24 protein-coding genes are annotated in these 25,181 nt (G+C 45.4%); 15 read left to right on the plus strand and 9 right to left on the minus strand.

Annotation, left to right across the window (positions count from 1 at the left end; all coding sequences use genetic code 11):
- Nucleotides 1-42 precede the first annotated feature (42 nt).
- Nucleotides 43-444, minus strand: coding sequence for a hypothetical protein (locus SVI_RS01570; protein WP_041419567.1), 402 nt, complete (start codon nt 442-444; stop codon nt 43-45).
- Nucleotides 445-685: 241 nt separating this feature from the next.
- Here SVI_RS01570 and SVI_RS01575 point away from each other — a divergent pair, with 241 nt between their 5' ends.
- Nucleotides 686-1,195, plus strand: a complete 510-nt coding sequence (locus SVI_RS01575) for a DUF4240 domain-containing protein (protein WP_041419568.1) — start codon at nt 686-688, stop codon at nt 1,193-1,195.
- Nucleotides 1,196-1,291: 96 nt separating this feature from the next.
- Here SVI_RS01575 and SVI_RS01580 read toward each other — a convergent pair whose 3' ends face one another.
- Entirely contained in the window at nt 1,292-1,558 is a 267-nt protein-coding gene (locus SVI_RS01580) for a hypothetical protein (protein ID WP_231847760.1), read from the minus strand.
- 396 nt (nt 1,559-1,954) lie between these two features.
- Between SVI_RS01580 and SVI_RS01585 the strand changes: the two genes are divergently transcribed.
- Nucleotides 1,955-2,491 (plus strand): DUF3016 domain-containing protein, encoded by a 537-nt coding sequence (locus tag SVI_RS01585; protein ID WP_013049617.1) that lies wholly within the window; start codon nt 1,955-1,957, stop codon nt 2,489-2,491.
- A gap of 102 nt (nt 2,492-2,593) precedes the next feature.
- Here SVI_RS01585 and SVI_RS01590 read toward each other — a convergent pair whose 3' ends face one another.
- Entirely contained in the window at nt 2,594-2,905 is a 312-nt protein-coding gene (locus SVI_RS01590) for a hypothetical protein (RefSeq protein WP_013049618.1), read from the minus strand.
- Between the two features lie 56 nt (nt 2,906-2,961).
- On the opposite strand from SVI_RS01590, the gene SVI_RS01595 reads away from it, so the two are divergent.
- The 4 genes from SVI_RS01595 (at nt 2,962) to SVI_RS01610 (ending at nt 7,731) form a co-directional block, all read left to right on the plus strand.
- Nucleotides 2,962-3,843, plus strand: coding sequence for a TraB/GumN family protein (locus SVI_RS01595; RefSeq protein WP_013049619.1), 882 nt, complete (start codon nt 2,962-2,964; stop codon nt 3,841-3,843).
- 166 nt (nt 3,844-4,009) lie between these two features.
- Nucleotides 4,010-4,636, plus strand: a complete 627-nt coding sequence (locus tag SVI_RS01600) for a chemotaxis protein CheD (protein ID WP_013049620.1) — start codon at nt 4,010-4,012, stop codon at nt 4,634-4,636.
- Nucleotides 4,637-4,930: 294 nt separating this feature from the next.
- A complete protein-coding gene (locus SVI_RS01605; RefSeq protein WP_157608764.1) occupies nt 4,931-5,764 on the plus strand; it encodes a MaoC family dehydratase in 834 nt (277 codons plus the stop codon).
- Between the two features lie 254 nt (nt 5,765-6,018).
- On the plus strand, nt 6,019-7,731 hold the full coding sequence (locus SVI_RS01610) for a formate--tetrahydrofolate ligase (RefSeq protein WP_013049622.1): 1,713 nt from the start codon (nt 6,019-6,021) through the stop codon (nt 7,729-7,731).
- 340 nt (nt 7,732-8,071) lie between these two features.
- Here the strand turns inward: SVI_RS01610 and SVI_RS01615 are convergent, their stop codons facing one another.
- On the minus strand, nt 8,072-9,676 hold the full coding sequence (locus SVI_RS01615; RefSeq protein WP_013049623.1) for a mechanosensitive ion channel family protein: 1,605 nt from the start codon (nt 9,674-9,676) through the stop codon (nt 8,072-8,074).
- Between the two features lie 376 nt (nt 9,677-10,052).
- Between SVI_RS01615 and SVI_RS01620 the strand changes: the two genes are divergently transcribed.
- Nucleotides 10,053-10,388, plus strand: a complete 336-nt coding sequence (locus SVI_RS01620; RefSeq protein ID WP_013049624.1) for a hypothetical protein — start codon at nt 10,053-10,055, stop codon at nt 10,386-10,388.
- Between the two features lie 124 nt (nt 10,389-10,512).
- Here the strand turns inward: SVI_RS01620 and SVI_RS21965 are convergent, their stop codons facing one another.
- Nucleotides 10,513-10,638, minus strand: coding sequence for a hypothetical protein (locus tag SVI_RS21965; RefSeq protein WP_013049625.1), 126 nt, complete (start codon nt 10,636-10,638; stop codon nt 10,513-10,515).
- A 339-nt stretch (nt 10,639-10,977) separates the two neighbouring features.
- Between SVI_RS21965 and SVI_RS22045 the strand changes: the two genes are divergently transcribed.
- The 6 genes from SVI_RS22045 (at nt 10,978) to rraB (ending at nt 16,043) form a co-directional block, all read left to right on the plus strand.
- Nucleotides 10,978-11,262: an ABC-type zinc uptake system zinc chaperone gene (locus SVI_RS22045; RefSeq protein WP_083779874.1), complete on the plus strand. Its 285-nt coding sequence runs from the start codon at nt 10,978-10,980 to the stop codon at nt 11,260-11,262.
- A 274-nt stretch (nt 11,263-11,536) separates the two neighbouring features.
- Nucleotides 11,537-12,763, plus strand: a complete 1,227-nt coding sequence (locus SVI_RS01625) for a hypothetical protein (protein ID WP_041419569.1) — start codon at nt 11,537-11,539, stop codon at nt 12,761-12,763.
- Nucleotides 12,747-13,661: a metal ABC transporter solute-binding protein, Zn/Mn family gene (locus SVI_RS01630; RefSeq protein WP_041419570.1), complete on the plus strand. Its 915-nt coding sequence runs from the start codon at nt 12,747-12,749 to the stop codon at nt 13,659-13,661. Before SVI_RS01625 ends, SVI_RS01630 begins: the two co-directional genes overlap by 17 nt.
- Nucleotides 13,662-13,739: 78 nt before the next feature.
- The gene (locus SVI_RS01635) at nt 13,740-14,537 is read left to right on the plus strand and encodes a metal ABC transporter permease (RefSeq protein WP_041419571.1); all 798 of its coding nucleotides are present in this window, start codon (nt 13,740-13,742) and stop codon (nt 14,535-14,537) included.
- 125 nt (nt 14,538-14,662) lie between these two features.
- Nucleotides 14,663-15,388 (plus strand): 1-acylglycerol-3-phosphate O-acyltransferase, encoded by a 726-nt coding sequence (locus SVI_RS01640; RefSeq protein ID WP_041419572.1) that lies wholly within the window; start codon nt 14,663-14,665, stop codon nt 15,386-15,388.
- A 181-nt stretch (nt 15,389-15,569) separates the two neighbouring features.
- Nucleotides 15,570-16,043 (plus strand): ribonuclease E inhibitor RraB, encoded by a 474-nt coding sequence (rraB, locus tag SVI_RS01645; protein ID WP_013049631.1) that lies wholly within the window; start codon nt 15,570-15,572, stop codon nt 16,041-16,043.
- An 85-nt stretch (nt 16,044-16,128) separates the two neighbouring features.
- On the opposite strand, the gene SVI_RS01650 is transcribed toward rraB, so the two are convergent.
- Both SVI_RS01650 and SVI_RS01655 read right to left on the minus strand, forming a co-directional pair.
- On the minus strand, nt 16,129-17,094 hold the full coding sequence (locus SVI_RS01650) for a GGDEF domain-containing protein (RefSeq protein WP_041419573.1): 966 nt from the start codon (nt 17,092-17,094) through the stop codon (nt 16,129-16,131).
- Nucleotides 17,095-17,108: 14 nt separating this feature from the next.
- Entirely contained in the window at nt 17,109-18,104 is a 996-nt protein-coding gene (locus tag SVI_RS01655) for a response regulator (RefSeq protein ID WP_013049633.1), read from the minus strand.
- 289 nt (nt 18,105-18,393) lie between these two features.
- On the opposite strand from SVI_RS01655, the gene SVI_RS01660 reads away from it, so the two are divergent.
- Complete coding sequence (locus SVI_RS01660) at nt 18,394-19,200, plus strand: crotonase/enoyl-CoA hydratase family protein (protein WP_013049635.1); 807 nt, start codon at nt 18,394-18,396, stop codon at nt 19,198-19,200.
- 17 nt (nt 19,201-19,217) lie between these two features.
- On the opposite strand, the gene SVI_RS01665 is transcribed toward SVI_RS01660, so the two are convergent.
- Together SVI_RS01665 and rapA are read right to left on the minus strand one after the other, a co-directional pair.
- A complete protein-coding gene (locus tag SVI_RS01665) occupies nt 19,218-20,144 on the minus strand; it encodes an alpha/beta hydrolase family protein (protein ID WP_013049636.1) in 927 nt (308 codons plus the stop codon).
- A 147-nt stretch (nt 20,145-20,291) separates the two neighbouring features.
- Nucleotides 20,292-23,198 carry an RNA polymerase-associated protein RapA gene (gene rapA, locus SVI_RS01670; RefSeq protein WP_013049637.1) on the minus strand — a complete coding sequence of 969 codons (2,907 nt, stop codon included), beginning with the start codon at nt 23,196-23,198 and terminating at the stop codon, nt 20,292-20,294.
- A gap of 394 nt (nt 23,199-23,592) precedes the next feature.
- Between rapA and SVI_RS01675 the strand changes: the two genes are divergently transcribed.
- Nucleotides 23,593-24,987 carry a PhoH family protein gene (locus tag SVI_RS01675; RefSeq protein ID WP_013049638.1) on the plus strand — a complete coding sequence of 465 codons (1,395 nt, stop codon included), beginning with the start codon at nt 23,593-23,595 and terminating at the stop codon, nt 24,985-24,987.
- The last annotated feature ends 194 nt before the right edge of the window (nt 24,988-25,181 follow it).

Genomic DNA, 25,181 nt, shown 5'->3' on the forward strand with positions numbered 1-25,181 from the left:
AGTTACATCAAAGGTCTTGTGTGAGCAAGCTGTACCAATTTACTATTCCTGCCCTTTAGGTGCTTCTGCTTGCAGGTAGGTCTTAGTGGATTTGGCTAGGGCCAGGTAGATCTGGAATGATAAGAGTACTAGGGCGACAATTGCGATGAGCGGCACGGGAATATCATGGCCGTCAAGGATGACTTTGACATCTTGGGGGGAAATTTGATAGGCGATAATGGCTGTGCCGCCAAATGCCGATAGCCCTAAGGTCTGTATGCCTAAGTAAACTTTAAAGACAATGTTAGCCCAGTTAGTTCTTAGGACCAAACCTATGAGTACAGGGATAACCCCAAGAGAGAATAGATCCACGGCTTGAGTGTTGATGGCTCGGAATAGGGCGATTATGGCCAAGATGAAATAGAGGAGCATGAGGAAAGATAAGCCTAAGGGTGGTTTTTTCATTGAATATTTCATAGAACCTAAGTGATAGTTTTTATATTGATGGTAGGAGTCATTGGCGAGTGTAAAAAACTCCGTTGACGCTGTCAAAGGTAAGCTTTTTTTAAATGTTTATCTTTAGTGGCAAGCTAGTTTGTCTCTTCATGCTAAAAGCCTATCGATTAACAAGAGAATTTGTACTGATTAGAGCCGGTATATTGGTTAGAATAGCCAAAAGCAGTAGATAAGAGTGAAGATAAGCAAGATGACCGAAATAGAATTCTGGCAACTGGTAACACGAGAGACACCCGCTCAAGACCAGGTAAGCCTTGCCGATAACCTAAAGAGTAAATTAGCGTCCTTGTCTGATCAGGAACTGCTCGAATTTGATAAAATATTCGGACAGCAGATGCGCAGAGCCTATTTTTGGTCTGTTTGGGGCGCGGCTTATATTATTACAGGCTGTGATTCAGAATATGCCTTTGCCGAGTATCGATGTTTTCTAATTTCATTGGGTAAAGACTGGTACGACAAAGTGATTGCCAATCCCGATGATATTGGTCAGCTAGCCCAGTGGCCAGAGAAAGATGGCTATGCTTACCCGTTTGTCGATGAATATGATTTGATAGCCGGTCAACTCTTCGAAGATAGAACCGGGGAAGAACTCCCTTTTGTGCCTTCGGGAAAAGCGACGCCACAAGGTAAAAAGTTTACCACTAAGAAAAAGCAGCTCAAACTTGCTTACCCGCAATTGAGCCAAAAATTCCCCTTCTAATTGCTTGCATCTTTTCGTTATTATAAATATAACAGGCGAGGCATATATCTCGCCTCGCTCAGATAATTTCTGCTGCAATCAGACTAGTATACTGGACTAGATATTCGGTCCTTGTTCGATACAGCTCTCTTCAGACCTATTGGTGTCGATAGCATCTGGGCTACAAAGTGACTGTAGCAGTTCGATATTTTCTTGGTCGAGTTGCTTATCTATCTCCTCGAGCTGGGCCTCTGCACTCATGTCTTCGGTGAGGGCCTGATACTGGCTAAGCACTTCGTCCGCAGTGGTCTGAGTATCATCTATCTCTAAGCTAGTTAGCTCGCTGGCACTCACTAAAGAAGATGTGGCGAGAAGAGAAATCATTAATATATTTTTTAGTGATGAGATCATAATTATACTCAAAGTTTTTAGATAGAGATTTTATTGTATATTAACATCGTCAATTTAAATGTCTGCGAAACAGATAGCGATTTCAATAATTTTTCAAGGGAGTGCTTACTCGATTTTCATGGTTTCACATTGAAAACCTCCGAACTGAAGTCGAAGCGCTAGCTTGGTCTGCATTCTCAAGGCTGGTATAAAATCTAATTTGTGATAGCCTTTTATCGAATTATTATGTAATTAAATCTAGTGTGTTACGGTCTAATATAGATAGTGCGCGATAGGAGTGAATCGTCATTAATTGCTTTGCATTAAGCTCATGTTCAGCTTGATTTTTGTACGCTAAATACTATATAAATGTAGGCTTAGGAGGCTGGTATGAAGTTAACTCATTTATTTCTAACGGGAATTGTGGTTTCAGGTGCTATGCTTTCTGGTTTCGCGGTTGCCGATGTGGTGACTGAAAATCCAGTGACAGAGCGAGGTGTGGTCAAGGTAACTTGGCAAGACCCTAAAAGCTTCCGAGATATCAAAGCGGTGGGCGGTATTCAGTCCCGTTATGAGACTCGTACGTTTGAAGCATTAACTAAGAGTCTGGATAAAGAGGCGAGCAAAATTCTCAAGCCAGAACAAAAGCTGGAATTGATCGTGACCGACTTAGATCTTGCCGGTGATGTCAGACCGACATTTGGCGCGACCATGAACGACATTCGCTTGATCACAGATATCTATCCGCCTCGTATCACCTTCAGTTATTCGGTATTAGAGGGCGATAAGGTGGTCGTGGTAGGTAACGAAAAACTGACCGATATGGGCTTTATGCATACCACAGGTCGTATGAACGATAGGCCATTAAGATACGAGAGCAAGTTACTTGCCGATTGGATGAAGAAAACCTTAGAGCCTAAAATCTAAGTTCTACAACCGTTATTATGTGTTAAATAGAAAAAGGCTAAATGAGCGAATCGCTTATTTAGCCTTTTTTGTTTTTCTTTTTCAGCGATCACAGGGTAGAGATTATTTTGATTTCTCTTTAAATGCCTGTAATGTCTGAATTAACACGCCTAACTTGCGTACAAAGCGCTCTAATGCTGCTGGCATCTTTTCGCTATCAGTTGGCAGCTCTTCCAGTTCATCGGCAAGCTCTTGAACATAAGGCTTAAAACGATTACTGCTGGTGGTGAAGCCTTCATCAGCAGAGAAGATCCTATTGAACTTCACATGACCCGCTTTTTTTAACTCATCGAGCTTGCCATCTGCATCTATGGATTTACGATAGGCTGACTGTAAGTTTTGTTTCAATTGTTCAATAACACGTGTGTGTGGCATAGCTGCCTCTCATTACATAAACTTTTAAATTATCGAGATTATAAGGGGCTAATCAGATGGCAACAAGTCGGCATAGGTTATTACTTTGTCTTGTATGGTTCACTTTTTCTGGTTTTATCCCATCGGCCTTGGCTGGAGTAGAGGATCGGCCGCCCTTTTTTCAGATCGATTATCAGGGAAAGACAGCCTATCTACTGGGCTCTATTCATGTGGGGCAAGCTGATTTCTATCCCATGGCGCCGCTGATTGAATCTAAATTTGAGTCGGCAGGATCTTTGGTTGTCGAGGCCGATGCGGCCAGTGCAGATATAGTGGCCTTGATAAGAAAATATGGCTTGAACACACTTCCCATAGACCTTGAAACTAAGACGGAGCTCGATGCCTATTGTAAGCCAAGAGCTAGTGCGTGTGCTGCACTGAGTGGATTTGCGCCCTGGTTACAGTCGATACAAGTGGGTATGAATCGGTTCGAGGAGTTAGGTTACAGTGCTAGTTATGGTGTGGATCAGAGGTTTATTACTATGAATCGAGACCGTCCCTTGTTAGAGCTAGAGAGTACTGAGTTTCAGTTCAATTTACTTGCTTCCTTCGATGAGAAGTCCCAATGGGCCATGGTGAGAGAAGCCATAGAGTCCCCCGACGAAGATATGCATGGCCTGATCACTGCTTGGAGAACGGGAGATACGGCACATATCGCCGAGCTCATGGAGGGGCAGATGTTAGAAGAGGGTGATACGTTAATGTTGGACAAGCTACTCTGGCGACGCAATATCGATATGGCAGCGAGAATACGTTACTTAATGCAAGAGCCTGATACTCAGCACCCGCTATTTATCATTATTGGTGCCGGACACCTGGTCGGCGATAAAAGCATTCCCATGGAGATGACTCAGCACGGTGCTAAGATAGCAAGCTGCTGGCAGCAGGGGTGTGACTGATACCTGTTAGTCCTAAGCCCAGATTAAACCAGGGTTAAATAATGACTAAGTATTAGGCCTAGCTTGCATTTGCCTGACTATACTTTGGGCTCAGATTCCGACTTGAAAATGGTACTCGCATTTTAGAACGAGTTTGAGTCGGCTAAATTAGCAGCAAGGAGGCTGAATGCAAACTGTGGTAATTCCTCCCCCAAGAGCGGGTTTCGAGCAGATCCCCAGAAGCTGGGACAATAAGCATAACAAGGTCATAGCCAGAGTCGATCCCGGCGTTTTCTATATATCCTCCCATGACGAATATATTTTCACCCGTTTGGGTTCATGCGTTGCCGCCTGTATCTGGGATCCTTTACTGGGGATCGGCGGCTTGAATCACTTCCTCTTGCCTGAGAAGGAACTCCATGAAGACTGGCACCAACTGACAAGCTATTCATGTCGCTATGGAAACTTGGCCATGGAGCAATTGATCAATGGAATCTTAATCTCAGGAGGTCAACGACAGAGATTAAAGGCGAAAATATTTGGTGGGGCTCAGATGACCAAAACATCAGTGCTCAACGTCGGTCAATCCAACATTGAGTTTGTGAAGGAGTATCTGAAAATCGAGGGGATCGATACTGTGTCGGATGACTTGGGTGGCCCCTGGCCACGTAAAGTATTATTTCATCCGAATAGTGGCAAGGTGTTGTTGAAACGTATGTCACCTGCACGCATAGGTCAGATGATGACGGAAGAGAAGGCCTATCTGAATAACATAGTCAAAAAGCCAGAAGATAATCAGATTGAGCTATTTTGAAACTTGGTTTACTTAGGCAATATGGTAATAGTTTAAGTGTCATCATCAGGATAAATTTGGCTCAAAACCTTCTGGTATCTGTTTTACACTTTCTTCTTCAATATCGAATGTTCTTTTGTAGTCACCTGGCCTCTTGTGTACGCTCAAAACCTATTTAAACAGATTAATTCTGTTTGAATTTAGCGCATCTGGCTTACTTTAAGGTATACTCGCCGGCTTGAAATCTGTTTGGTGAGATGAAAATTGAAAGGTTCGGTTAACGTGGAAAATGATTATTCTATTCAATTGAAGGGACTGCCTTCTCTATTTTCCCTCTATCGTAAGATCTTCTTCGGGCGCAAGCCTGGGTGGGATGAGCAGCCTTTGCCAAAGATCTATGTCTCGACGTCTAATGTGAGCTTGTTTCAAGATAAGGTCGCCCAGTATTCATCGGTATGTGGCTTCGACTTCGACGGTAAGACACTGCCTATGACCTACATGTATGTGATGGCATTTCGTCTACATGCGGTTATCTTTACTCATGATGGCATCACGTTTCCACTGCTGGGAATGATTCACCTTAAGAACAGTATTTCTCAGTACCGAACGTTAAATGTCGATGAAAATTTCGATATCGAATGTGCCTTAACAGGCAGTACAGTGACGGATTCAGGATTAGAATTCGATTTAGTCTCTAAAGCCTTCGTCGATGGTAAATTGGTTTGGGAATCATCGTCGACTTACCTTTATCGTATTGAGAATGGTAAGCGCCGTATTCGTCCACCTAAGGCCAATGCCATGGCTTGGGAATCTCCAGAGTCATGGAGCTTAGCCGATGACTTAGGTCGTCGTTATGCTAAAGCTTCGGGAGATTATAATCTTATTCATCTTCACCCAGTACTCTCGAAGCGTTTTGGTTTCGATCGTGTGTTAGCTCATGGTATGTGGTCTAAGGCTCGCTGCATCGCTCAGATGATGCCGAAAATTGGCGCACGCCCTTGTACGGTAGATGTCGAATTCAAATTGCCGCTATTAATGCCTGCGGATGTCAGTTTCGATTCGGAGATGGATGAAGACGATTTAGTCTTTGAACTAAGAGACAAGAGGGGCCGTCGGCCGCATCTTTCTGGGAAAATTAGTTTCATCTAATGTGAATGACGAGTCCACTTTAGATCTTATACCTATTGGTATGAAAGGCGCTTTTAGCGCCTTTTTTGATCTCTAGCCCAGTGACTTTATTCTACTAAATTACTATTTATTGATTTAGATTCAAAAAAGCTCAAATATCTTACTCTGGCCATTTAGCCAAGGCCATAGATCACCTATATTCTCGCCTGTCATCCTACACAAAATTATACCCTTAGGTATTAATAAATTTATCTCTTAAAAAGAGGAGCCAAAGAATGCTGTCAGATATAGAGATCTCTCGTCAAACAAAGTCTAGCCCCATCAGCGAGATCGCTAACAAGCTAGGGATTGAGCCCAGTGAACTATCGCTATTTGGTGATACTAAGGCCAAGATCCGTTTATCAGTCTTAGATCGTCTACAAGGAAATTTGGAGGGTAAACTGGTGATTGTAACGGCCGTGACTCCGACTCCGTTTGGCGAAGGTAAGACAGTCACTAGCATAGGTCTGACTCAAGGGCTAAATGCTATAGGCAAGCGTGCTACTGCTTGTATTCGTCAGCCCAGTATGGGGCCTGTATTTGGCATAAAGGGCGGGGCAGCGGGTGGTGGATATGCTCAAGTGGTGCCCATGGAGGAGCTTAACTTGCACCTCACCGGCGATATACATGCGGTGAGCAGCGCTCATAACTTAGCTACAGCGGCTATTGATGCATGTCTGTTTCATGAGTCCAGGTTATCTAGAGAGGAATATATTGCGCAATCTGGTTCAGAGCCGCTCAATATCGATCCTAAGCAGATCCTATGGCGCAGGGTTGTGGATCATAATGAGCGCAGCTTGAGAAATATCAGCGTGGGAATTGGGGGGAATAACGGACCTGTGCACGATTCTGGCTTCGACATCACGGCGGCATCTGAGCTGATGGCGATACTCGCCTTGAGTCGGGATCTGCAGGATATGCGTCGACGTATAGGTCGGTTAATATTGGCATTAGATACACAAGGAAAGCCGATCACGGCAGAAGATGTGGGCGTTGCCGGTGCTATGACTGTCATCATGAGGGATGCAATCGAGCCGACCCTGATGCAGACGTTAACCGGGGATCCCTGTCTCATTCACGCCGGGCCTTTTGCCAATATTGCCCATGGGAACTCATCGATTATCGCCGATAGAATAGCACTCAAGCTGTCGGATTTTGTGGTCACAGAAGCTGGTTTTGGCTCAGATATGGGCTTCGAGAAATTCTGTAATATTAAGGTTAGAGAATCAGGTCGAGCGCCCGATGCAGCTGTTGTCGTGGTGACCCTGAAAGCACTTAAGGCCAATTCAGGTCAAGAGTCTGCAAAGGATATCAATGATCAGGATATGCCGCGTTTACAATCGGGTTTTGCTAACCTCAAGTGGCATATAGACAATGTGAGCCAATATGGCGTTCCTGTGGTAGTGGCAATTAACCGCTTCCCAACTGATACCCAAGAAGAGCTCCAATGGCTTAAAGGAGCTGTGGCCGAGACGTCTGCCTTTGGCTGTGAAATAAGTGATGCCTTCTGTGAAGGGGCTAGTGGCGCTGAAGCTCTAGCAAGAGCCGTGGTGAGTGCCACGGAGCAAGCATCTGAGTTTAAATTTCTGTATCCGCTAGATGTGAGTTTAGAAGCAAAACTAATGACGATTGCCGAAGCTGGCTATGGAGCAAAAGGGATAGCATTAACCCCCGAAGCAAGGCAGCAGCTCAATCAAATAAAAGCCATGGGGTTAGATGGGTTAGGGATTTGTGTGGCTAAAACACCTCTGTCTATTTGTCATGATCCTAAGGTGAAAGGCATACCAACAGACTTCGAGCTGCCTATTACCCAGTTTAAAATTAACGCTGGGGCAGGCTTTATCACAGCCTTAGTGGGCAAGGTGATGACTATGCCAGGCTTAAGTGTGAGGCCTGGGTACCGAAATATAGATATTAACCAGCAAGATGAGATAGTCGGATTGGCTTAATACCAACCCTATCAAATATGTGATCTTTCAGCGGGAGTTCAAAGCGCTGTAGGCAAGGCGGATGTTTGAAGCTAATAGTTATTCTATATCAAGAACATATAACGCAGCATAAAGGGCTTTGAAACCCGCACTACGTGAGCCTCTCAGGCGTTCCACTTCTGTGTTGCACTGATTTAAAAGGGAATAACCATTTCTACATCAATGCGTCTTGAATTGAAAAGCCTGAGTGGCTCTGAACTGAGCAGATATTTAATGAGGTTGGTATAATGCAGAAGCTCCTAGGATTTTAATCCTAGGAGCTTTTATTCTGTGCAGCTATACCGATTGGTGTTAGCGCTTGTTAGTTTTGATAAACATGTACATCGCGTTGTGGAAACGGAATGCTGATGTTCTCTCTGTCGAAGCGCATCTTCACTTCGCGAGTAATATCCCAGTAAACATCCCAGTAGTCTTCAGGCTTGGCCCATGGGCGTACAATGAAGTCTACCGAAGACTCGCCCAAGACATGCAGCTTGATCATAGGAGCTGGACTCTTAAGTACTTTAGGATGTGAGGTGACTATGTCCTTAAGCACACGCTCCGCCTTCTCAATATCATCACCGTAACCAATACCGAAAGTCATATCGACACGTCTCTGATGCTCAACTGTGATGTTATTGATGGTATCACCCCAAATCTTGTTATTGGGGATGATGAGTCTCTGGTTATCTAAGGTCTTGATCGTAGTGGATACCAGGTTCATGTGGCTCACCTTACCTGTCACTCCGGCTGCATTGATGAGGTCGCCGACATCGTAGGGACGGTAGACCAAGATCATCATGCCTGAGGCAAAATTAGATAAGGTGTCTTGGAGGGCAAAACCGATAATCACACCAGCGACTCCGAAGCCAGCCAATAAGGGGCCTAGCTCGAAACCGAGTTGAGATAGCGCTATAAGTACACCGATAGTGAATACAGCTTTACCGGACAGAGAAGTGAAAAACTCTTGCAGCAGCTTGCTGAAATTGAGTTTAGAGTTGCTCACCGCTTTCCTTACTAGCTTCTCAACGCCTTTGCCGATCATGTTGGCAATCATTAAGATAAGTAGGAAGATGAATACCTTGAAAACCACGCTAGGGCCATTATCTATGGCCTGATGTTTTGCTGTCGCGAGCCATTGCTCGAGTAGGCTGCTGGCAACGTCCAGGTTGAGTACACCCTGAGTAATGTTACCTGATGTACTAAATAAGGTTTGTTTTAACTCAGAGGTGTCTTGGTCTAAATCGTCTAGGAGTTGAACTGCGACTCTCAAGCTGGAACTGCTGTGGGAGAGTCTCTCATTAAGTTGAGTGACCTTAGCCGTTTGCTCGCTTGAGACATCTTTACCCGCCAGACTGGCATCATCCACTGCCACTTTTAATCTGCTTTGAGTGTAATGCACCAGACTATCTAAGTTATCGGCTCGCTCGAGCAGGCTAGAGGTAAATTTTTGTTTCACATTGGCTGTATTGATAGACAGCTGCTCTGCCCAGTTCAAAGCTACCGATTTGGCTTGTAGCATACCATCACGTTCTAACTCACGATTGGTTAGCTGCATCATGATATCGGCGTCATTATCTTTACCTAACATCAATTTAAGGGCGGTAATGCTCTGCAGATAATGAGCGTCGATCTCCTCAATCAATTTTAGATGTTCTGTAACGTAAGGGGCTAGTTGCTCGACGTCCAAGGGGGCAACATTCATTAACTTTTTGAGTCTTTGATGCAATTGAGCCGATTTTTGCTGAATACGGTATTCGGTGAATTGAGATAATTCTCCTTGCTCCAGTCGCAACTGGACCACATCGCGATCTATTGATTGATGCAAAGAGCTGAGCTCGGAAGCTATGTCTACTTCTTTGGCTTGTACTTGAGTCCCGATAAGCGTCATGACAGTGAGCATGATCAGGGAGATGGTGCGGTACATAGGTAAGATCCTGTTACTTTTTTAGCTGGGTATAGTATTACTTTGATCGGGGGGGTGTAAATTACCCTTAGCTAATTATCGTTATTAGCCGATTAAATTAATGCTTAATAACTAGATGGTAATTCAGGGCGGGAAGTGAGGGATTTTAATGCTTAATAACTAGATGGTAATTCAGGGCGGGTAAGGGAGGGATTTTAATGCTTAATAACTAGATGGTAATTCAGGGCGGGAAGGGAGGGATATTAATGCTTAATAATTAGATGGTACTTCAGGGCGGGAAGGGAGGGATATTGAGACTGAACAACGAGCATTTTTTTAACTCATATTCTGTTAAACTCTGTCCCCCATTTTTTGTTAAACGAAAGAGAGCCAGCCTGTGTTATGTACTCATTGTAGTAAGACTTTTGGGGTCAATGCGGTCCAGAACCAGCGTGGTAAAGGTTTAAACGCGCAGATCCAGTGTCCCCATTGTGATGCCTGGTTAGGTAAAAATCCTATTCTCACTCGTTTAAAAATCGTTGCTTTTTATGCTGGATTCGCCGCCTTAGTTTACGGCTATTTCGAGCCTGAAATGCGTAATCTAACCACGCCTCTCGCCATCGTGGCCGTGATTGTCTTGCTTATCAGTCATATGATGGACCATCTAAAGGTGACCCAAGCGCCTGAGATTAAAGAGGTAGACGATAGCGAGCATAGACAGAAGTATCGCTAATCTTAGTAGAATAAAATTAGACTCGGTCATAGCGTTATCACGGGGACGTTAATCGAAAAATTAATGTTGAGATGTTTGGCTGGGCATAATTGCAGCAATGCTCAAAATTTCTGAGACCAAAAATCTAATTAACCTCAATAACCTGTGCTTCCAATGCGGCATCCACATAGTATATCCCACCACCTATGGCGATGAAGAAAAAGCTGGTCCAGAAGATCATTTTACCGTTTTCACGTAGGAACTCTAACATCTTGTTTCCTCCTCAGATGGTTTTGAGCTTTGCTCAATAGGGCCAAGGTTTTGGCTTATCTGCTGTGATTTTAGACTCCGGAGCTTAAATCAGTATTAATTTCGCTCTCAAATAGTGTGATGCCAGCCTAATATTTATCGATGTTTTTTCTATAAATAATTGGATTTATCGGTATTCACTTTGACACTTACTCATCTCCGCTTACATTTGTTTTACTAGGTTTACCTATTTTATTAAACTTGTAACTTGACTTAACTTTCTGTTTGCATAAGATTGAACGCGATTTTACCTCGTATTGAATCTAGGTAGAGTGTTAATAGTGTCGTCAAGGGTGGTTTAATGGTCAGTAACAGTGTGAGACGAGGAATTGCTTTATGGCTATCAGCCATATTGATCTGCCTGTCGTTTGCCGCTTCTGTCCATAGTGTTGAACATATAGATCATGGTGATAAGGGTCACTGTACCCTGAGTATCCATAAACATCAGCTCAACAAACTCTTACCTAGTGTTCCATTTATCCTTCCTGTTTCAATTCAAACATTTGAACTTACCTCCTATCGGGTATGTGAGCGCCGAGCGCCACATGTCAGTGTTTTTCGTAGTCGCGCTCCTCCTGTCGCATAAATCAAATCAATCTCAGTTAACTAAATTTCAATCGCGAGCTCATTTTTTGGGACGGCATGACTGTACTTCTTGTATCTGTCTGACGCCCCATAAAGCTGTTAGGACTAAGCCTAGCCTGAGTTAAAGCTAATAGGGCTAATAGACCCTTGGCTTGAGTATGCGTCTGTTTAGTTAACTCCTGTAATACGATTTTTTTTGATTTAGTCCACCTAGCACCTAATTACTAATTTTTATAGAAATGTTAGGGGACTTATGCTGTATTTTGGAGAAACAAATGACCGTTTTAAATCACCGCATATCATGTGTGGCCGCTGCATGCGCCTTATTTACGACTTCAGCGTTTGCTGAAAACCCTAGCCTGACCAACCCGGCGATAAGTGCCGTGCTCGATGGCTACTATCAAAACACCGAGCGTCCGATGGCCGAACGTGATGAAGGTTTCGGCTTAGGTCACACCGAGATAGCCATGAGTGCCAATATCGATGATATGTTTTACGGAAAATTAACCGCCGTGATTGAGATGCACCATGGTGAAACTGAGTTGGGGCTTGAAGAAGGCTTCATTCAGACCTTAGCGATGCCGGGGGGATTCTCAATCCGTGCGGGTCGTTTCTTATCCGACGTGGGTTACTTGAACAATCAACATGTTCATACAGATGCCTTCTCTGACCGACCTGGTGCATACCGTGCTTTCCTTGGTAGCCATTACTTCGACGATGGTGTGCGCTTAAGCTATGTGGCACCTACAGATCTTTACTGGACCATGGGTATGGAAGGTTTTAAGGGAGACAGCATGCGCGCCGCAGGTGGTGAGCATGAAGAGCATGAGGATCATGAAGGTCATAGTGACCACGCCGAGCGAGAGTATAAAAATATCGGTGTCTACACCGCCTATACCAAGATAGGTGGGGATATAGGTAATGGTTCATGGCAAACCGGTCTAAGTTACATGCGTAACGAGAATGGCCGCATGGTCGAAGCTGAGCACGAAGATCACGCTAGCGAAGACGAAGGTCATGACCACAGTCACAGCGCTAGCTTTACCGGTGAGAACACCTATATTGCCGACTTCGTCTATAAGTGGGCGCCGAATGGCAACTATAAATATCAACACCTCACGATCAGTGGTGAGTACTTCAGAGTGACTGACTTTGCTCCTCTGGAAGATGGTCACGACCACGACCATGATCATCATTCGGAAGCTAGTGTCGATGATATGCAAGCTTGGTACTTGAGTAGTGTGTATCAGTTTACTCCAAACTGGTCCGCCGGTGTTCGTTATGGTGAGACCGACGTTCAGGAGCTTCATGGGGATCACTTCCATGCCCAGAAGCTAAAAGAAACTGAGGTCAGCTTGGCTTGGCATCAAAGCCATTTCTCTACGGTTCGAGTGCAGTACACCAATCAGAAAGGGACTAACTTCTTCGGTATCGAAGACGATAATGTTCTAACTCTTCAATATGTAATGACTCTGGGGGCTCACGGTGCGCATCAATTCTAAGTTAGTAAAGTCGGCGATAGCCGCAATAGTAGTGAGTTATTCGAGCCTGGCATCTGCGGAGCTCAATATCTTTGCCTGTGAACCCGAGTATGCGTCTTTGGCGAAAGAGTTGGCACCCAATGCCAGGATCTATTCGGCGACGACTGCGATGCAAGACCCACATCAGGTGCAAGCCAGACCGAGTCTGATTGCTAAGATGCGTCAAGCGGATATCGCTGTCTGTGCCGGTGCCGATCTTGAGGTTGGTTGGCTGCCTATGCTGCAGATGAAGTCATCTAACGCTAAGGTTCGCTCGACGGATCAGGGTCTCTTCTATGCCGCCGAGCAGGTTGAAACCATAGACCAGCTTAAATCTGTGGATCGCAGCATGGGAGATGTTCATGCTAAGGGTAATCCTCATCTTCACTTCTCACCTGAGCGGATGTTGAAGGTGGCGCAGGCTCTTACGGCTAAGCTCATAGCCGTGGACCCAGCCAGTAAAGCAGAATATGAATCGGCCTTGGCTGACTTTAGCCTGAGATGGACTGCGGCTATTCCTGTTTGGAAGAAGAAAGCTGCGCCCCTGAACGGTAAGAAGGTCATCGCCTATCACTCCAGCTTCAAATATCTGTTCACTTGGGTGGGGATAGAGCAAGTTGCTGATTTAGAGCCTAAGCCTGGATTGCCACCTAGTAGTAGTCACCTTGCAAGTCTGCTGACACGTACGGAGGCGGGGGATGTGATGGCGATTATCGTGGCTTCTTATCAAGATGAACGTGGCGCTAATTGGTTGGGAGATCGTGCCAACTTACCGGTTCAGGTGCTACCTATGTCGGTCGGCGGCAACGATCAGAGCCAAGATCTCTTTAGCCTCTACGACAGTGTGTTAGATCTCTTACTTAGCGTAAAAGCTAGCTAGAGCAATTCGATAGGGGCGGTGGTCTATCCACTGTCCCTATCTTCTATTCGATTACGCTTAAAAAGCGAGTATTCGCCTATGTTTGATATTAACTTAATCTCCATTCTCCTGCCGGCACTAGCCGCGGGTGTGCTGGTGTTGTCGACCCATGTATTACTCGGCCAGCAGGTGCTGAAGCGGGGAATTATTTTCATCGATCTAGCGATTGCCCAAGTGGCTGCATTAGGCGCTATTGTCGCCCACCTCAATCATGATATCGAGCATCTGCCCTTCTCTAATGTGTGGATGCCTGCCCTGTTTGCTCTTGGGGGAGCTGGGTTTATTGCCTGGTTGTCTAAGCGTATGGCCGATGAACTCGAGGCCATCATAGGTTGTTTCTATGTCTTGTCTGCCGTTGCTGCCATGTTGTTGCTGTCAAACGATCCCCATGGTGCAGAGATGCTTAAACAGCTTCTATCGGGGCAAATACTCTGGGTTAATTGGTCGCAACTCATCTGGCCTGCTTGTGTCTCGGCTCTGGTATTAGCCGTGGTTTTCTTAAGGCCTAGCCTGCTCGAGGGCAGTGGTTTTTATATCCTGTTTGCCATAGTCATCACTTTATCGGTCGAGCTTGTCGGTGTTTACCTGGTGTTCAGTACCTTGATACTGCCCGCGCTTGCGGTCAATAAGTTTGGGTCTAGATATAGGCTAGGGGCCGCTTATCTGGTGGGGTTAACGGGCTATATCTTAGGTTTGCTTGTTTCTGCAACTCTGGATCTGCCTAGTGGCGCAGCCATAGTGGCCACACTTGCGGTCAGTGCTATCTTATTTAGGCTGGCACTTAGCTTGTCCCTTAAGACCGGACAGGAAGTTGCTATACCAGCTAAAGTTAGCTAAAGCATGGTTTTAGTCTATTTACTCTAATTGTTTGGGACCTGTCTCGGGCTACAAACGTAAACAAAATATTGAGTCATGCACGCTTGCTGGCTATAATGTCGCGATTAGAATCAAGGGAGTATATTGTGCTGTTAATTCTCAGATCGTTGATATTAGCTGTGATGTTATTGCTAGCATTTGTTTTTGGTGGCCTTTTTTGTCTGTTCAGACCTCGCCATAGAGACAATGTACACATGTTCGCTAAAATATTTTCCTATGCTGCGCCGGTATTAGGCATCAAGGTTATAGTTCGTAAACCAACTTCTGGCTTAAAAGATGAACCTTGTATTTATCTTGCCAATCATCAAAATAATTTCGATATGTTCACTCATACCGCTGCGGTTCCTAAGGGGACAGTGAGTCTGGGTAAGAAAAGCTTAGCCTGGGTTCCATTTTTTGGTCAAATTTACTGGTTATCGGGTAATATCTTGATCGATAGAAAGAATCGTAATAAAGCCTTCGAAACCATGGCACAAACAGCCAAAAAGATTAAAGAGAAGTGTCTGTCTATTTGGATCTTCCCCGAAGGTACACGCTCACATGGTAAGGGCTTATTGCCGTTCAAATCAGGCGCCTTCCATACTGCCATCGCGGCGGGTGTCTCTATGGTGCCTGTATTAGCCTCCAATCAGGGGCATATCAAGCTTAATCGTTGGAACAATGGCATTGTCATCATAGAGATGATGGAACCTATTGAAACTAAGGGGCTGGCTAAGCACCAGGTCAAGGAGCTTTCATCGCGTATCCACGTGTTAATGTCAGCCAAGTTGACTCAGCTTAACCTGGAAGCATCGGCGTTAATGGCCAAGTAATCCCCAAGAGAGATATTCGCTAATCAAGCCTCCATTGTCGGAGGCTTTTTTGTGTCTGGATTAATACCATTCCACGGGTGTCGATTTATACCAATGCTATTAAATTTATCATCACTTACTTAATGGAACTGGTATTAGCTATGGTATATAATTTGCCGAGATTTTTTATTGGGAGTCATCCATGTCAATTGAGCGTTTACTTAAGGCACAGAAACAAGAAAACCAAGAGATAGTCGATGCTATTCTTGGTGACGGTTCACATCCCGATGTCGACTACACAATTGAGCATCATTTTTCATCGACAAACTTCGACCGTCTAGAGAAAGCGGCTGTAGATGCGTTTAAATCAGGTTTTGAAGTCAATGATGCCGAAGAGATGGAGCTGGAAGATGGCTCTGTTATCTACTGTTTCGATGCTGTCGCAAGCCATAAGCTTGAAGTTGAGCTGCTGGATCAGGCTTGTGAAGCCCTATTAACCTTAGCGGCTAAGCAGAAAGTCGACTATGACGGTTGGGGTACGTATTTCATCGATGAAAACGGTGATGAGGTACGTGATGACGACGAAGACTTTGAAGATGACGACGAAGATTTTGAAGACTTTGAAGAAGAAGACGACGAAGATAAAGATAAAGACGACAAAGACACTGTTCACTAAGCTGTCTGAAACTATTCGGTTAAGCTTAAAAAAGGCCCATTATGGGCCTTTTCTGTTTTTACCGTTCTGGTTTTGTATAAGCTAGTTATGCCTTAGACTTATAGATCAAACACTTGTTTCGCCCAGCCTCTTTAGCTTTATAGAGTGCTTGATCGGCAAATGATAACCATTGGCCACTGTTGCCGACTCGATCTTGTAGATCGCTGATCCCCATGCTGACGGTGACCTTGATAGGCTTGCCTTCATAAACCAGTTCTGTGGTTTCAATTTTATTACGTAAGCGTTCGGCGAACTTAAGCGCATCTTCTGCACTGGTTTTTACCAGGACCACAGCAAACTCTTCGCCACCATATCGACCCGCACAATCTGTCTCACGTAGAGACTGGCTAAGAAGATGAGAGATATGCTGGATCACCTTATCGCCTGCCATATGGCCATAGGTATCGTTAACCTTCTTGAAGTGATCAATATCGAACATGACCAGACTCGTTTCGTCGCCATAACGAGCGTGGCGATCGAACTCTTTCTGCATGCATATTTGCCAGTATCTGCGGTTATGAAGTTGAGTTAACCCATCGGTCTGGCTTAAATGCTCTAAGCGTTCATTGACGGATTTTAATTGCAACTTGTTGATGGCTACATCGGTCACATCGTAAACGATCATGCTGATGTGAGTGATCTGTCCCGTGAGAGAGGATAGAGGCAGCAGAGTGACATTCTGGTACATAAAATCTGCTCGTCCGGTAATGGGACGATAGTTCTTAAATTTAAATACATAAGGTCTCTGCTCCCAGCTGATGAATGCCCGGTTCTTGAGTAAGAAAACCGATTCCATCTTCTGCTTCAGCCAGTCAGCGGGAAGGTAGTCGAACTGTTCAAACAGATTAGACCCCTTGATTGAGTTAGGGGACACTCCGCTATGGTTCTCCATGAAGCCATTCCAAAGCTGGATATCAAAGTTCTTATCTAAAACTACCAAGCCAACTTCTATGGTTTGAACCATATCGATTAACCAGTGTAGTTCGTTCATTGCGCTTCGGTCGTATGACATAGATAGGTCCAAACTTAATCTAACAAATAGGCGAGCTTATAATTGAGCGTCGGTAATGAGTCTTCGGTAAACAGCAAGAGTAGATCGCATTGGATATCATGATCTTCGATGCGATAGTTTATCTCCATGGCCAAGGTACGAGACCATTTTTCCGAATTATCATGAATAAGGTCGTTTACGGTACAGTGGCGGCCGAGCACTACAGGGTGGCTTTGACTGAATTTCATATGCAGTTGTTCGGAGATGCCATTGAGAAAGGCGCCAATCAATACGTTACCCGTATCTATCATTACCTCTATTTCGGTATTTTTATCTTCTGGATTCTCGAGTCCCATTAATTTTGCCATGTCTTTAAAGGACGAGTCATGGAACAGGAGCAAAGCCTCCCCGGCGATACCTGCACCGATAAAACCTTGGCATAGTGCAGAGACCTTACTGTGTTCTTCGGTGGCTTTCAGGGTCATAGTCAGTTCGCTGACCTCAAGCACATTCACGTTGGGGATGGGTAATAACACGAATACGTCGAGTAATTTAGCCAGTAGATCCGCTGCGCGTCCCATGGCTACATTGGCTATTTCCTGGCAGGCGTCACGTAGGTCGACTTCTATCATAGGGCTGTCGGCAACTTCATCGCCTATTGCTATGGTGAGAATGCCATATTCTTGTAATATGTTACTGATAGCATCTGCGCTAACTGGCTTCTGGATAAAGTCCAGGGCACCCAACGCCTTGACACGTTCATGGGCTTTTATCTGAATATCACCGGAAACGACTATGACTAAAGCGGGGAGATCTTCTTGCTGTATGGTCTGCAGAACTTCATAGCCATCCATAACAGGCATGTTTAGATCGAGAAAAACAACCTCACCTTTGCCCGCTCGAATGGCCTCAATACCTTCGGCACCATTATTTGCAAAAGTGATGTCGACATCCCACTCTTTGGGGAGCGTTCTCGCCATCTGTTTTCTCGCGAGTGCGGAATCATCACATATCAGTACTGGGATCGACATTATCGTTTCAACATCCTAATCTGCCCATATATTCAAGATAACACTTATTATTGAATTCAGTTGTTCAAATGGTAAGTTTTGATCGTTATTTGTTGGAGTTTTGGGCTTTACGTTGCAATAAGCAGGTATTTATCAATTTCTGTTTATCGGAATGGGTCCAAAAATGGAAATACTATGTCACTTTTTTGACCATGGTCAATTGTTATTTATATATTATCTCTAATTAGTTAAATAATCCAAATATGTTAATCTTTAGCCTGGACTGACCAGTTTAAAGGCAGAGGGTAATATGGCAAGGAAGTTCGTTCAGCTAATCATTGATAAACAGGTGGCCCAGGTCATCTTAAATCGGCCAGAAAAATACAACGCACTTAATTTCGAGATGTTTCGAGAACTGGATGAGGTGATAGGTGAATTAAAGCGTGACCGTAAGGTTCATGTGGTAATTCTTTCTGGGAGCCAAGGAAATTTTAGTTCAGGTTTAGATGTTAAGAGTGTATCTAAGTCTCCCATACAGGCGGTGAAGCTGTTGTTTAAGTGGCTTCCTGGCAATGCTAACTTGGCTCAGAGAGTCTCAATTGGCTGGCGAAGATTACCTATGCCTGTTATCGCCGTGCTTGAGGGTGTGTGTTTTGGTGGGGGTATGCAGATAGCGCTAGGCGCCGATTTTCGCATTTCGGCCGGTGATGCCAAGTTGTCGATTATGGAAGCTAAGTGGGGACTGGTCCCAGATATGGCGGGCCTGGTGTCTTTAAGGGAAGTGGTTTCTAAGGATCAGGCGCTACTGCTGACGATGACGGCTGGTGTGCTGAGTGCACAAGATGCCTTGTCTAAAGGCTTAGTGACCGAAGTTGTCGATGAGCCTATGGTGCGAGCACTCGAGTTAGCTGCAATCTTAGCTAAGACCTCGCCAGATGCCAACGCGGCAATCAAGATGAGCATAAATCACAGTTGGAACTCGAGCATCCGCAGCCTGTTATCCCGAGAGTCCTTCAGTCAAATTAGGTTACTCCTAGGTAAAAATAGACTGATAGCGGCTAAGCGGCAAACAAGTGAACCTGACAAGGTCTACAAAGACAGGCAAGCCAGATGGTAAATCGGCATCAATCGTTTTTAGGGCTCTGCTCTGTTGGTTATTCTTAACGCAAAGCCCTCGATGAGCTTCAATGCAGTCTCCCAAGACATGGGGTTATTGAGGTTGAGTACCAATGTCTGCTGACTGTATCGATAAGGGGCATTTTGCGGGGATAGCTCGGCTCTCAAGCGAGCCGTCTTATAGGAAGCTCTATGACCATCGGCAGATTGGATATCAAGGACAGGTATGTCTAACTCTGCCAGCTGCTTAGCTAGCCCTAGGTTCTCATCCTTCATCTTCATATAAGGGTTGATTATTACCAGTATATCGGGCTTGGCCAGCAGGTTATTACTGAGCATAGTTATGACTAATCCGGCACCTTGACCGCTGGTGATCAGTAAACGTTTACCCGGATAGGGAGCGCCTATTGCGTCGAGCTGGTCTATGGCCTGACTGAGGAACTGACTCTGTTTTTCACGAATTTTTTTCCAAACATCATCAGCATATTGCTCAGTCATTTCGGTGGATTTTTGAGCTTGCTTCATCTCGCCGGCCTTGGCTATCTCCTCTGGGGAGGTGGCAAAGTTAGGTGTCAGTACTTTATTCGGTGGGGTTAACGAGATAGTTGCCCAGCCGGCAGGGTTTAATTGTCGTCTCAAATAGGCTTGAAATCCTGCGCCATCGGCGCCCATTCCCAGGTTAGCAAGTAAGATGGCACTGCCCAATTTTTTCTTACCACTCCAGGGCCTGACTAAGACCTCCGTCTTGCGTTCACCTAAGGTAATTTCGATTATCTCCTCCTTGGGCAGGTAATCGTATTTTCCGGGGAATACGGCCTTATCTTGGGTCATGTTCTCTTGGGTTATCGTTTCTGTAGGCGAGGCATCTTGGGGATCGGCTGCAATAGCTGCTGGAGCGGTAAGAAGGAAGAAGAGAGAGATAACAAGAGCTGGGTTGAAATGCATAAACACGTAATGCTTGGGCAGAGAATAAGATAGACAAAGTATAACAGGATAAATTGGCTGGGTGATTGAAAAAAGCCTAGCTAATATGAGGAGACCCTAGGTTCGAGAACCTAGGGTCTATAGTCGCTTATCTTGTACCGATTGGTATTAAGCGTGACTCACTAGCACCAAGCGCACAGCATCGAGTTGCAGCAGGCTATCATCCAAATAACCATTGAGTTCGGTCATTTGATTCTTCAGGTGAGTGATCTCTTCGTCACGAATGTTAGGGTTCACAGCCTTGAGTGCTTCGAGACGCTCGAGTTCAACCGTGAGTTGAGAGGTCATTTTCGCTCTAGCACTCTCGGCCAGCAGTTTAAGCTCAGTCTGCGCAAACTCTTCTCCCTTAGCAAATAATGGGTGAAGAACTGTCTGATAAGCATTGACTAGTTTACTGGCAATGTGTCGATTGACCGCACTGAGTTGCTTATTGAAACCTTCGTAGGTGACGTTGTCAGACAAGTTGTTACCATTCTTGTCCAGTAAGATACGCACAGGTGTAGGCGGCAGGTATCTATATAGCTGGCTAGCTTTAGGTGCCGAAGCATCTGCCATATAGATCAGCTCGAGGAAGATGGTACCCGCAGGGAGCGCCTTATTCTTCAATACGGCTACGCTGGTGGAACCTGTCTCAGATGAGGTGATCAGGTCTAAAGCTGTCTGAACCAGAGGATGTTCCTGAGTGATAAGGGCTATATCATCACGGGATAGGGCCACGTCTCTATCGAAGGTGATAGTCATGCCGTCTTCAGTTAACCCCGGGTAGGTCGGGAACATCATATGTTCACTGGTCTTGAGCACTATGGTGTTTTCACCACAATCTTCCTGTTCGACACCTATGATGTCCCATAAGCGGATAACCGAGCCGATAAGTTGTGTATCTTGATCTCGCTCTGCCAGACGTTGTACCAACTTAGCAGCGCGATCGCCACCATGGGAGTTGATCTCAAGCAGCTTATCCCGGCCTTGTTCCATGGCGGTTTTTAGCTCTTGATAACGAGTCTGAGTATCGCTTAGCAACTCCTCCATTGCCGTCTCATCTTGAGTGATCAACTGTGAAAGCAGAGACTCAGAGAATTCGTTGAAGAGTATGTGTCCACTGGGACAGGTTTGCTCGAACGCATTGAGTCCCTGGTGATACCACTGCATCAGGCACTCTTGGGCCGTGCCTGCCAAGTAAGGCAAGTGTATCTCGACATCGTTATTTTGACCGATACGATCTAAACGGCCTATGCGCTGTTCCAGTAGATCCGGATTCAGAGGTAGATCAAACAAGACTAGTTGGCTGGCAAACTGGAAGTTTCGGCCCTCAGAGCCAATTTCACTGCAGATGAGTGCCTGAGCACCACCAGTTTCCTGTGCAAAGTAGGCGCCGGCCTTATCACGTTCGATAATCGACATGCCTTCATGGAATACGGTTGCCTGGATGCCTTCGCGAGTACGCAGAGCTTCTTCCAGACTCAGGGCTGTTTCCGCCTGGCTGGCAATAATCAGCACCTTCTTGCTGCGGTTGGTTTTTAAAAACTCGATGAGCCAATCGACTCTTGGATCGAATTTCCACCAACTGGCACTGCTGCTCTCGAAGTCTTGGTAGATCTTCTCAGGGCTCAGGGCTTGCTTGACCTTAGCGGCAGTATCCAAATGGCCATTCATCATGGCACCGACTCGCGCCGCGGTCACATATTGGCTCGGTATTGCTTGTGGATGTGCATGTAGAATACGTGTCGGGAAGCCTTTAACCGATGCTCTGCTGTTACGGTAGAGCACGCGGCCCGTGCCATGTCTATCCAGCAAATCTTGTAAAAGCTCATCTCGGGCGGCTTGTTGCTTGTCGACATCGGCGTCGCTTGCCTGAATTAACTCCAGAGTCGCGCCAATATCTTTTTCGCTAAGTAGGCTAGTTAGCTGAGCAATAGCGTCGGTCGAGAGTGCATCACCGCCGGCGAGCGCTTCGGCGGCACTAGCAACATCCTTGTAGCTTTTTTCCTCTTCGAGGAAGACGTCATAATCGTAGAAACGATCCGGATCCAGTAGGCGTAATCTGGCAAAGTGACTCTGATGACCCAGCTGATCCGGCGTAGCGGTTAGCAATAATACGCCAGGTACGGCTTGACTCAGGGCCTCAACGATACGGTAGGCGCGGCTAGGTGCCTCTTCGGTCCACTCTAGGTGATGTGCTTCATCGACAATCATAAGATCCCAATCGGCATCTATGGCTTGTTCCAGACGTTTCTTCTTGCGCAATAGCTCCAGAGAGCAGATCACTAGCTGTTCGGTATAGAATGGATTTTCGTTGTCGGCGTAGGCTTCGATACATCTGTCTTCATCGAATACAGAGAACTTAAGGTTGAAGCGGCGCAGCATCTCGACCAGCCACTGATGGCGTAGAGTATCGGGAACTATCACTAAAATTCGCTCGGCGCGACCTGTGAGCAGTTGCTGATGAATGATCAGTCCCGCTTCGATTGTCTTACCTAGACCCACTTCATCTGCGAGTAATACTCTAGGGGCAAAACGGCGACCCACTTCATGGGCGATCCACTGCTGATGTGGGATCAGGCCGACTCTCGGTCCCTGAAGTCCCAGAAGATCCGATGTGGCTAGCTTATTTCTCAATAATTGGCTTTGGTATCGAACACCGAATCTGTCTAAGCGATCGATCTGACCGGCAAATAGCCTGTCTTGAGGCTTGTTGAATCTAACATTGTGGTTGAGTAAGGTCTCTCTAAGAGAGACTTGCTCACCAGTTTCGGTGTGAATTCCGTGGTAGATAATGAGCTCATTCTTCTCTTCGAGCTCATTGACGGTAAGACTCCAGCCTTCATGGCTTTCAATTTTATCGCCAGGATTATAAATAACTCGAGTCAGGGGAGCCTCGGTGCGTGAGAACAGCCTGTTCTCATCGGTTGCTGGAAACATCAGCGTGACCATACGGCCTTCTAATCCTACGACTGTACCTAAACCAAGTTCTGATTCGGTATCACTTATCCAGCGTTGACCTAAGGAAAAGGGCATTAACTATTTCTCATCTACGGGTGAACCACGAAAGGGCGCGTATTTTACCTCAACGCCCTCAAAGTGCAAGGCTCTGAGCCTTTTTCAACGGCCTAAATCGACCTCAATTTTGTGTCTAAGCTAGCTTAATTATTAAAAGTGCTGATTACAAATTATACTAGTAGTTTATTTATCTGTGATTTGTCATATCAGTGTAATCTAACTAAGTAACTCTCCATTATAGAAAGTTCTAAGCAAGTGATTGAAGCGGCACTTTAATAGTGTCAGTATGAAATCAAGGTGATAGCTGATTTTTATTATTGGTACTCACCGATATTTCTTACTCGACATGATTTTAAAGCACAGGGAGCCGTGAAAATATAACATCATATAGATAGAAATAATTGGAGGCGCCATGGAACAAGACGACAGAAAGTTGTTTGTACTGGATACCAATGTATTACTACACGAACCTTTAGCCATCTATTCATTTAAGGAGCACGATGTAGTAATTCCCATGACAGTTCTGGAAGAGCTGGATCAGATAAAAGATAGGAAACGAGACGTTAGCCGAGACGCGCGAGTCGCCATCAGGGCACTGGAAGACATACTCGGCGGTAAAACAACTCCTGAGCAGATACTTCAAGGAGTCAAGCTACCACGGCGGGAAGATCACGGCGATGCCTGTGGCACCCTATCTATTTTCCCCGATCATCAACTCGAAATGACTCACGCCTCCCTACCGGACAATAATAACGATAACCGCATCATCAACACTGCACTGCACCTACAAAAAATCCATAAACCCCGTAACGTCGTTCTCGTCACTAAAGATATCAATATGCGCCTCAAGGCCAAAGGTGCTGGTATTAAACTGGTGGAGGATTATCGCACCGATCAACTCATCGATGATATTCGCTTCCTGACTACCGGTTTTCATCAATTCAAGGGTGATTTTTGGGAGCGTAAAGAGCATGTTTCTACCGAGTCCCATGGGCGCCATACAGTGCATACCATTCCTGTGAAGGAGGTAGGAGATGAGAATTTTTATATCAACCAATACTTGATAGACGAAGACTCCAACTTCTGTGCTCGAGTGCTGGAGAAGACCAGTGACGACCTTAAACTGTTAGATCTCGGTAAAGACAGGTTACTCAACATAGATGCTTGGGGGATTCGTCCGAAGAATATTTATCAGGGTATGGCGATGCAGGCTCTGCTGGATCCGGAGATAGATTTAGTGATCCTCACCGGCCCAGCAGGTTGCGGTAAGACCCTATTGGCCATGGCGGCGGCCCTGGAAATGGTAGTCGAGAGAGGGCTTTACGATAAAATTATCGTAACCCGTAATACACCCGAAATCGCCGAATCCATAGGTTTCCTCCCTGGTACTGAAGAGGAGAAGATGACGCCTTGGCTCGCGGCGATTACTGATACCTTAGAGGTGTTGCATAAGAATGATGTGAATCCCAGTGGTAGCATGAACTACATCATGGACAAGGCTAATGTCCAGTTCAAATCTATCAACTTTATGCGTGGTCGTTCGATACAAAACTCTGTGGTGATCCTCGATGAGTGCCAGAATCTGACGGCTTCTCAGATAAAGACCATGATCACCCGGATGGGCGAGGGAACTAAGCTTATCTGTAGTGGTAATCTGTCACAGATAGATTCTAACTATCTCACCGCAGTGACATCGGGATTGACCTATATCGTCGAGCGTTTCAAAGACTTCGAAGGCAGTGCCAACATCTATCTCAATGGTGTTGTACGTTCGCGTCTGGCCGAATTCGCCGAGGAGAACCTGTAAATTATCTGAGATGTTCGCTGTTTAAATAAGACCTCTATATTCATGGAGGTCTTATTATTTCACCTATAGTGAAATATGTAGCGTAGTGGTAAAATTTTAATCAGCTCTGTATCTATCTGTAAGCTAGGTGTTTATCTGGCATATTAATCTGACTTTAGTTAACTTATTAGACAAATATAGTGTATTCAATTCAT

It is taken from the genome of Shewanella violacea DSS12 (genome assembly GCF_000091325.1).
GTDB classification, from domain to species: Bacteria; Pseudomonadota; Gammaproteobacteria; order Enterobacterales; family Shewanellaceae; genus Shewanella; species Shewanella violacea.

Bases quoted from the DNA above. Each gene is read 5' to 3' on its own strand.
- SVI_RS21965 (WP_013049625.1), bottom strand. From the start codon at position 10,638: ATGTTAGAGTTCCTACGTGAAAACGGTAAAATGATCTTCTGGACCAGC.
- SVI_RS22045 (WP_083779874.1), top strand. From the start codon at position 10,978: ATGGTCAGTAACAGTGTGAGACGAGGAATTGCTTTATGGCTATCAGCC.
- SVI_RS01590 (WP_013049618.1), bottom strand. From the start codon at position 2,905: ATGCCACACACACGTGTTATTGAACAATTGAAACAAAACTTACAGTCA.
- SVI_RS01580 (WP_231847760.1), bottom strand. From the start codon at position 1,558: ATGATTTCTCTTCTCGCCACATCTTCTTTAGTGAGTGCCAGCGAGCTA.
- SVI_RS01585 (WP_013049617.1), top strand. From the start codon at position 1,955: ATGAAGTTAACTCATTTATTTCTAACGGGAATTGTGGTTTCAGGTGCT.
- SVI_RS01595 (WP_013049619.1), top strand. From the start codon at position 2,962: ATGGCAACAAGTCGGCATAGGTTATTACTTTGTCTTGTATGGTTCACT.
- SVI_RS01600 (WP_013049620.1), top strand. From the start codon at position 4,010: ATGCAAACTGTGGTAATTCCTCCCCCAAGAGCGGGTTTCGAGCAGATC.
- rapA (WP_013049637.1), bottom strand. From the start codon at position 23,198: ATGCCCTTTTCCTTAGGTCAACGCTGGATAAGTGATACCGAATCAGAA.
- SVI_RS01635 (WP_041419571.1), top strand. From the start codon at position 13,740: ATGTTTGATATTAACTTAATCTCCATTCTCCTGCCGGCACTAGCCGCG.
- SVI_RS01655 (WP_013049633.1), bottom strand. From the start codon at position 18,104: ATGTCGATCCCAGTACTGATATGTGATGATTCCGCACTCGCGAGAAAA.
- rraB (WP_013049631.1), top strand. From the start codon at position 15,570: ATGTCAATTGAGCGTTTACTTAAGGCACAGAAACAAGAAAACCAAGAG.
- SVI_RS01675 (WP_013049638.1), top strand. From the start codon at position 23,593: ATGGAACAAGACGACAGAAAGTTGTTTGTACTGGATACCAATGTATTA.
- SVI_RS01610 (WP_013049622.1), top strand. From the start codon at position 6,019: ATGCTGTCAGATATAGAGATCTCTCGTCAAACAAAGTCTAGCCCCATC.
- SVI_RS01625 (WP_041419569.1), top strand. From the start codon at position 11,537: ATGACCGTTTTAAATCACCGCATATCATGTGTGGCCGCTGCATGCGCC.
- SVI_RS01650 (WP_041419573.1), bottom strand. From the start codon at position 17,094: ATGTCATACGACCGAAGCGCAATGAACGAACTACACTGGTTAATCGAT.
- SVI_RS01665 (WP_013049636.1), bottom strand. From the start codon at position 20,144: ATGCATTTCAACCCAGCTCTTGTTATCTCTCTCTTCTTCCTTCTTACC.
- SVI_RS01575 (WP_041419568.1), top strand. From the start codon at position 686: ATGACCGAAATAGAATTCTGGCAACTGGTAACACGAGAGACACCCGCT.
- SVI_RS01615 (WP_013049623.1), bottom strand. From the start codon at position 9,676: ATGTACCGCACCATCTCCCTGATCATGCTCACTGTCATGACGCTTATC.
- SVI_RS01570 (WP_041419567.1), bottom strand. From the start codon at position 444: ATGAAAAAACCACCCTTAGGCTTATCTTTCCTCATGCTCCTCTATTTC.
- SVI_RS01660 (WP_013049635.1), top strand. From the start codon at position 18,394: ATGGCAAGGAAGTTCGTTCAGCTAATCATTGATAAACAGGTGGCCCAG.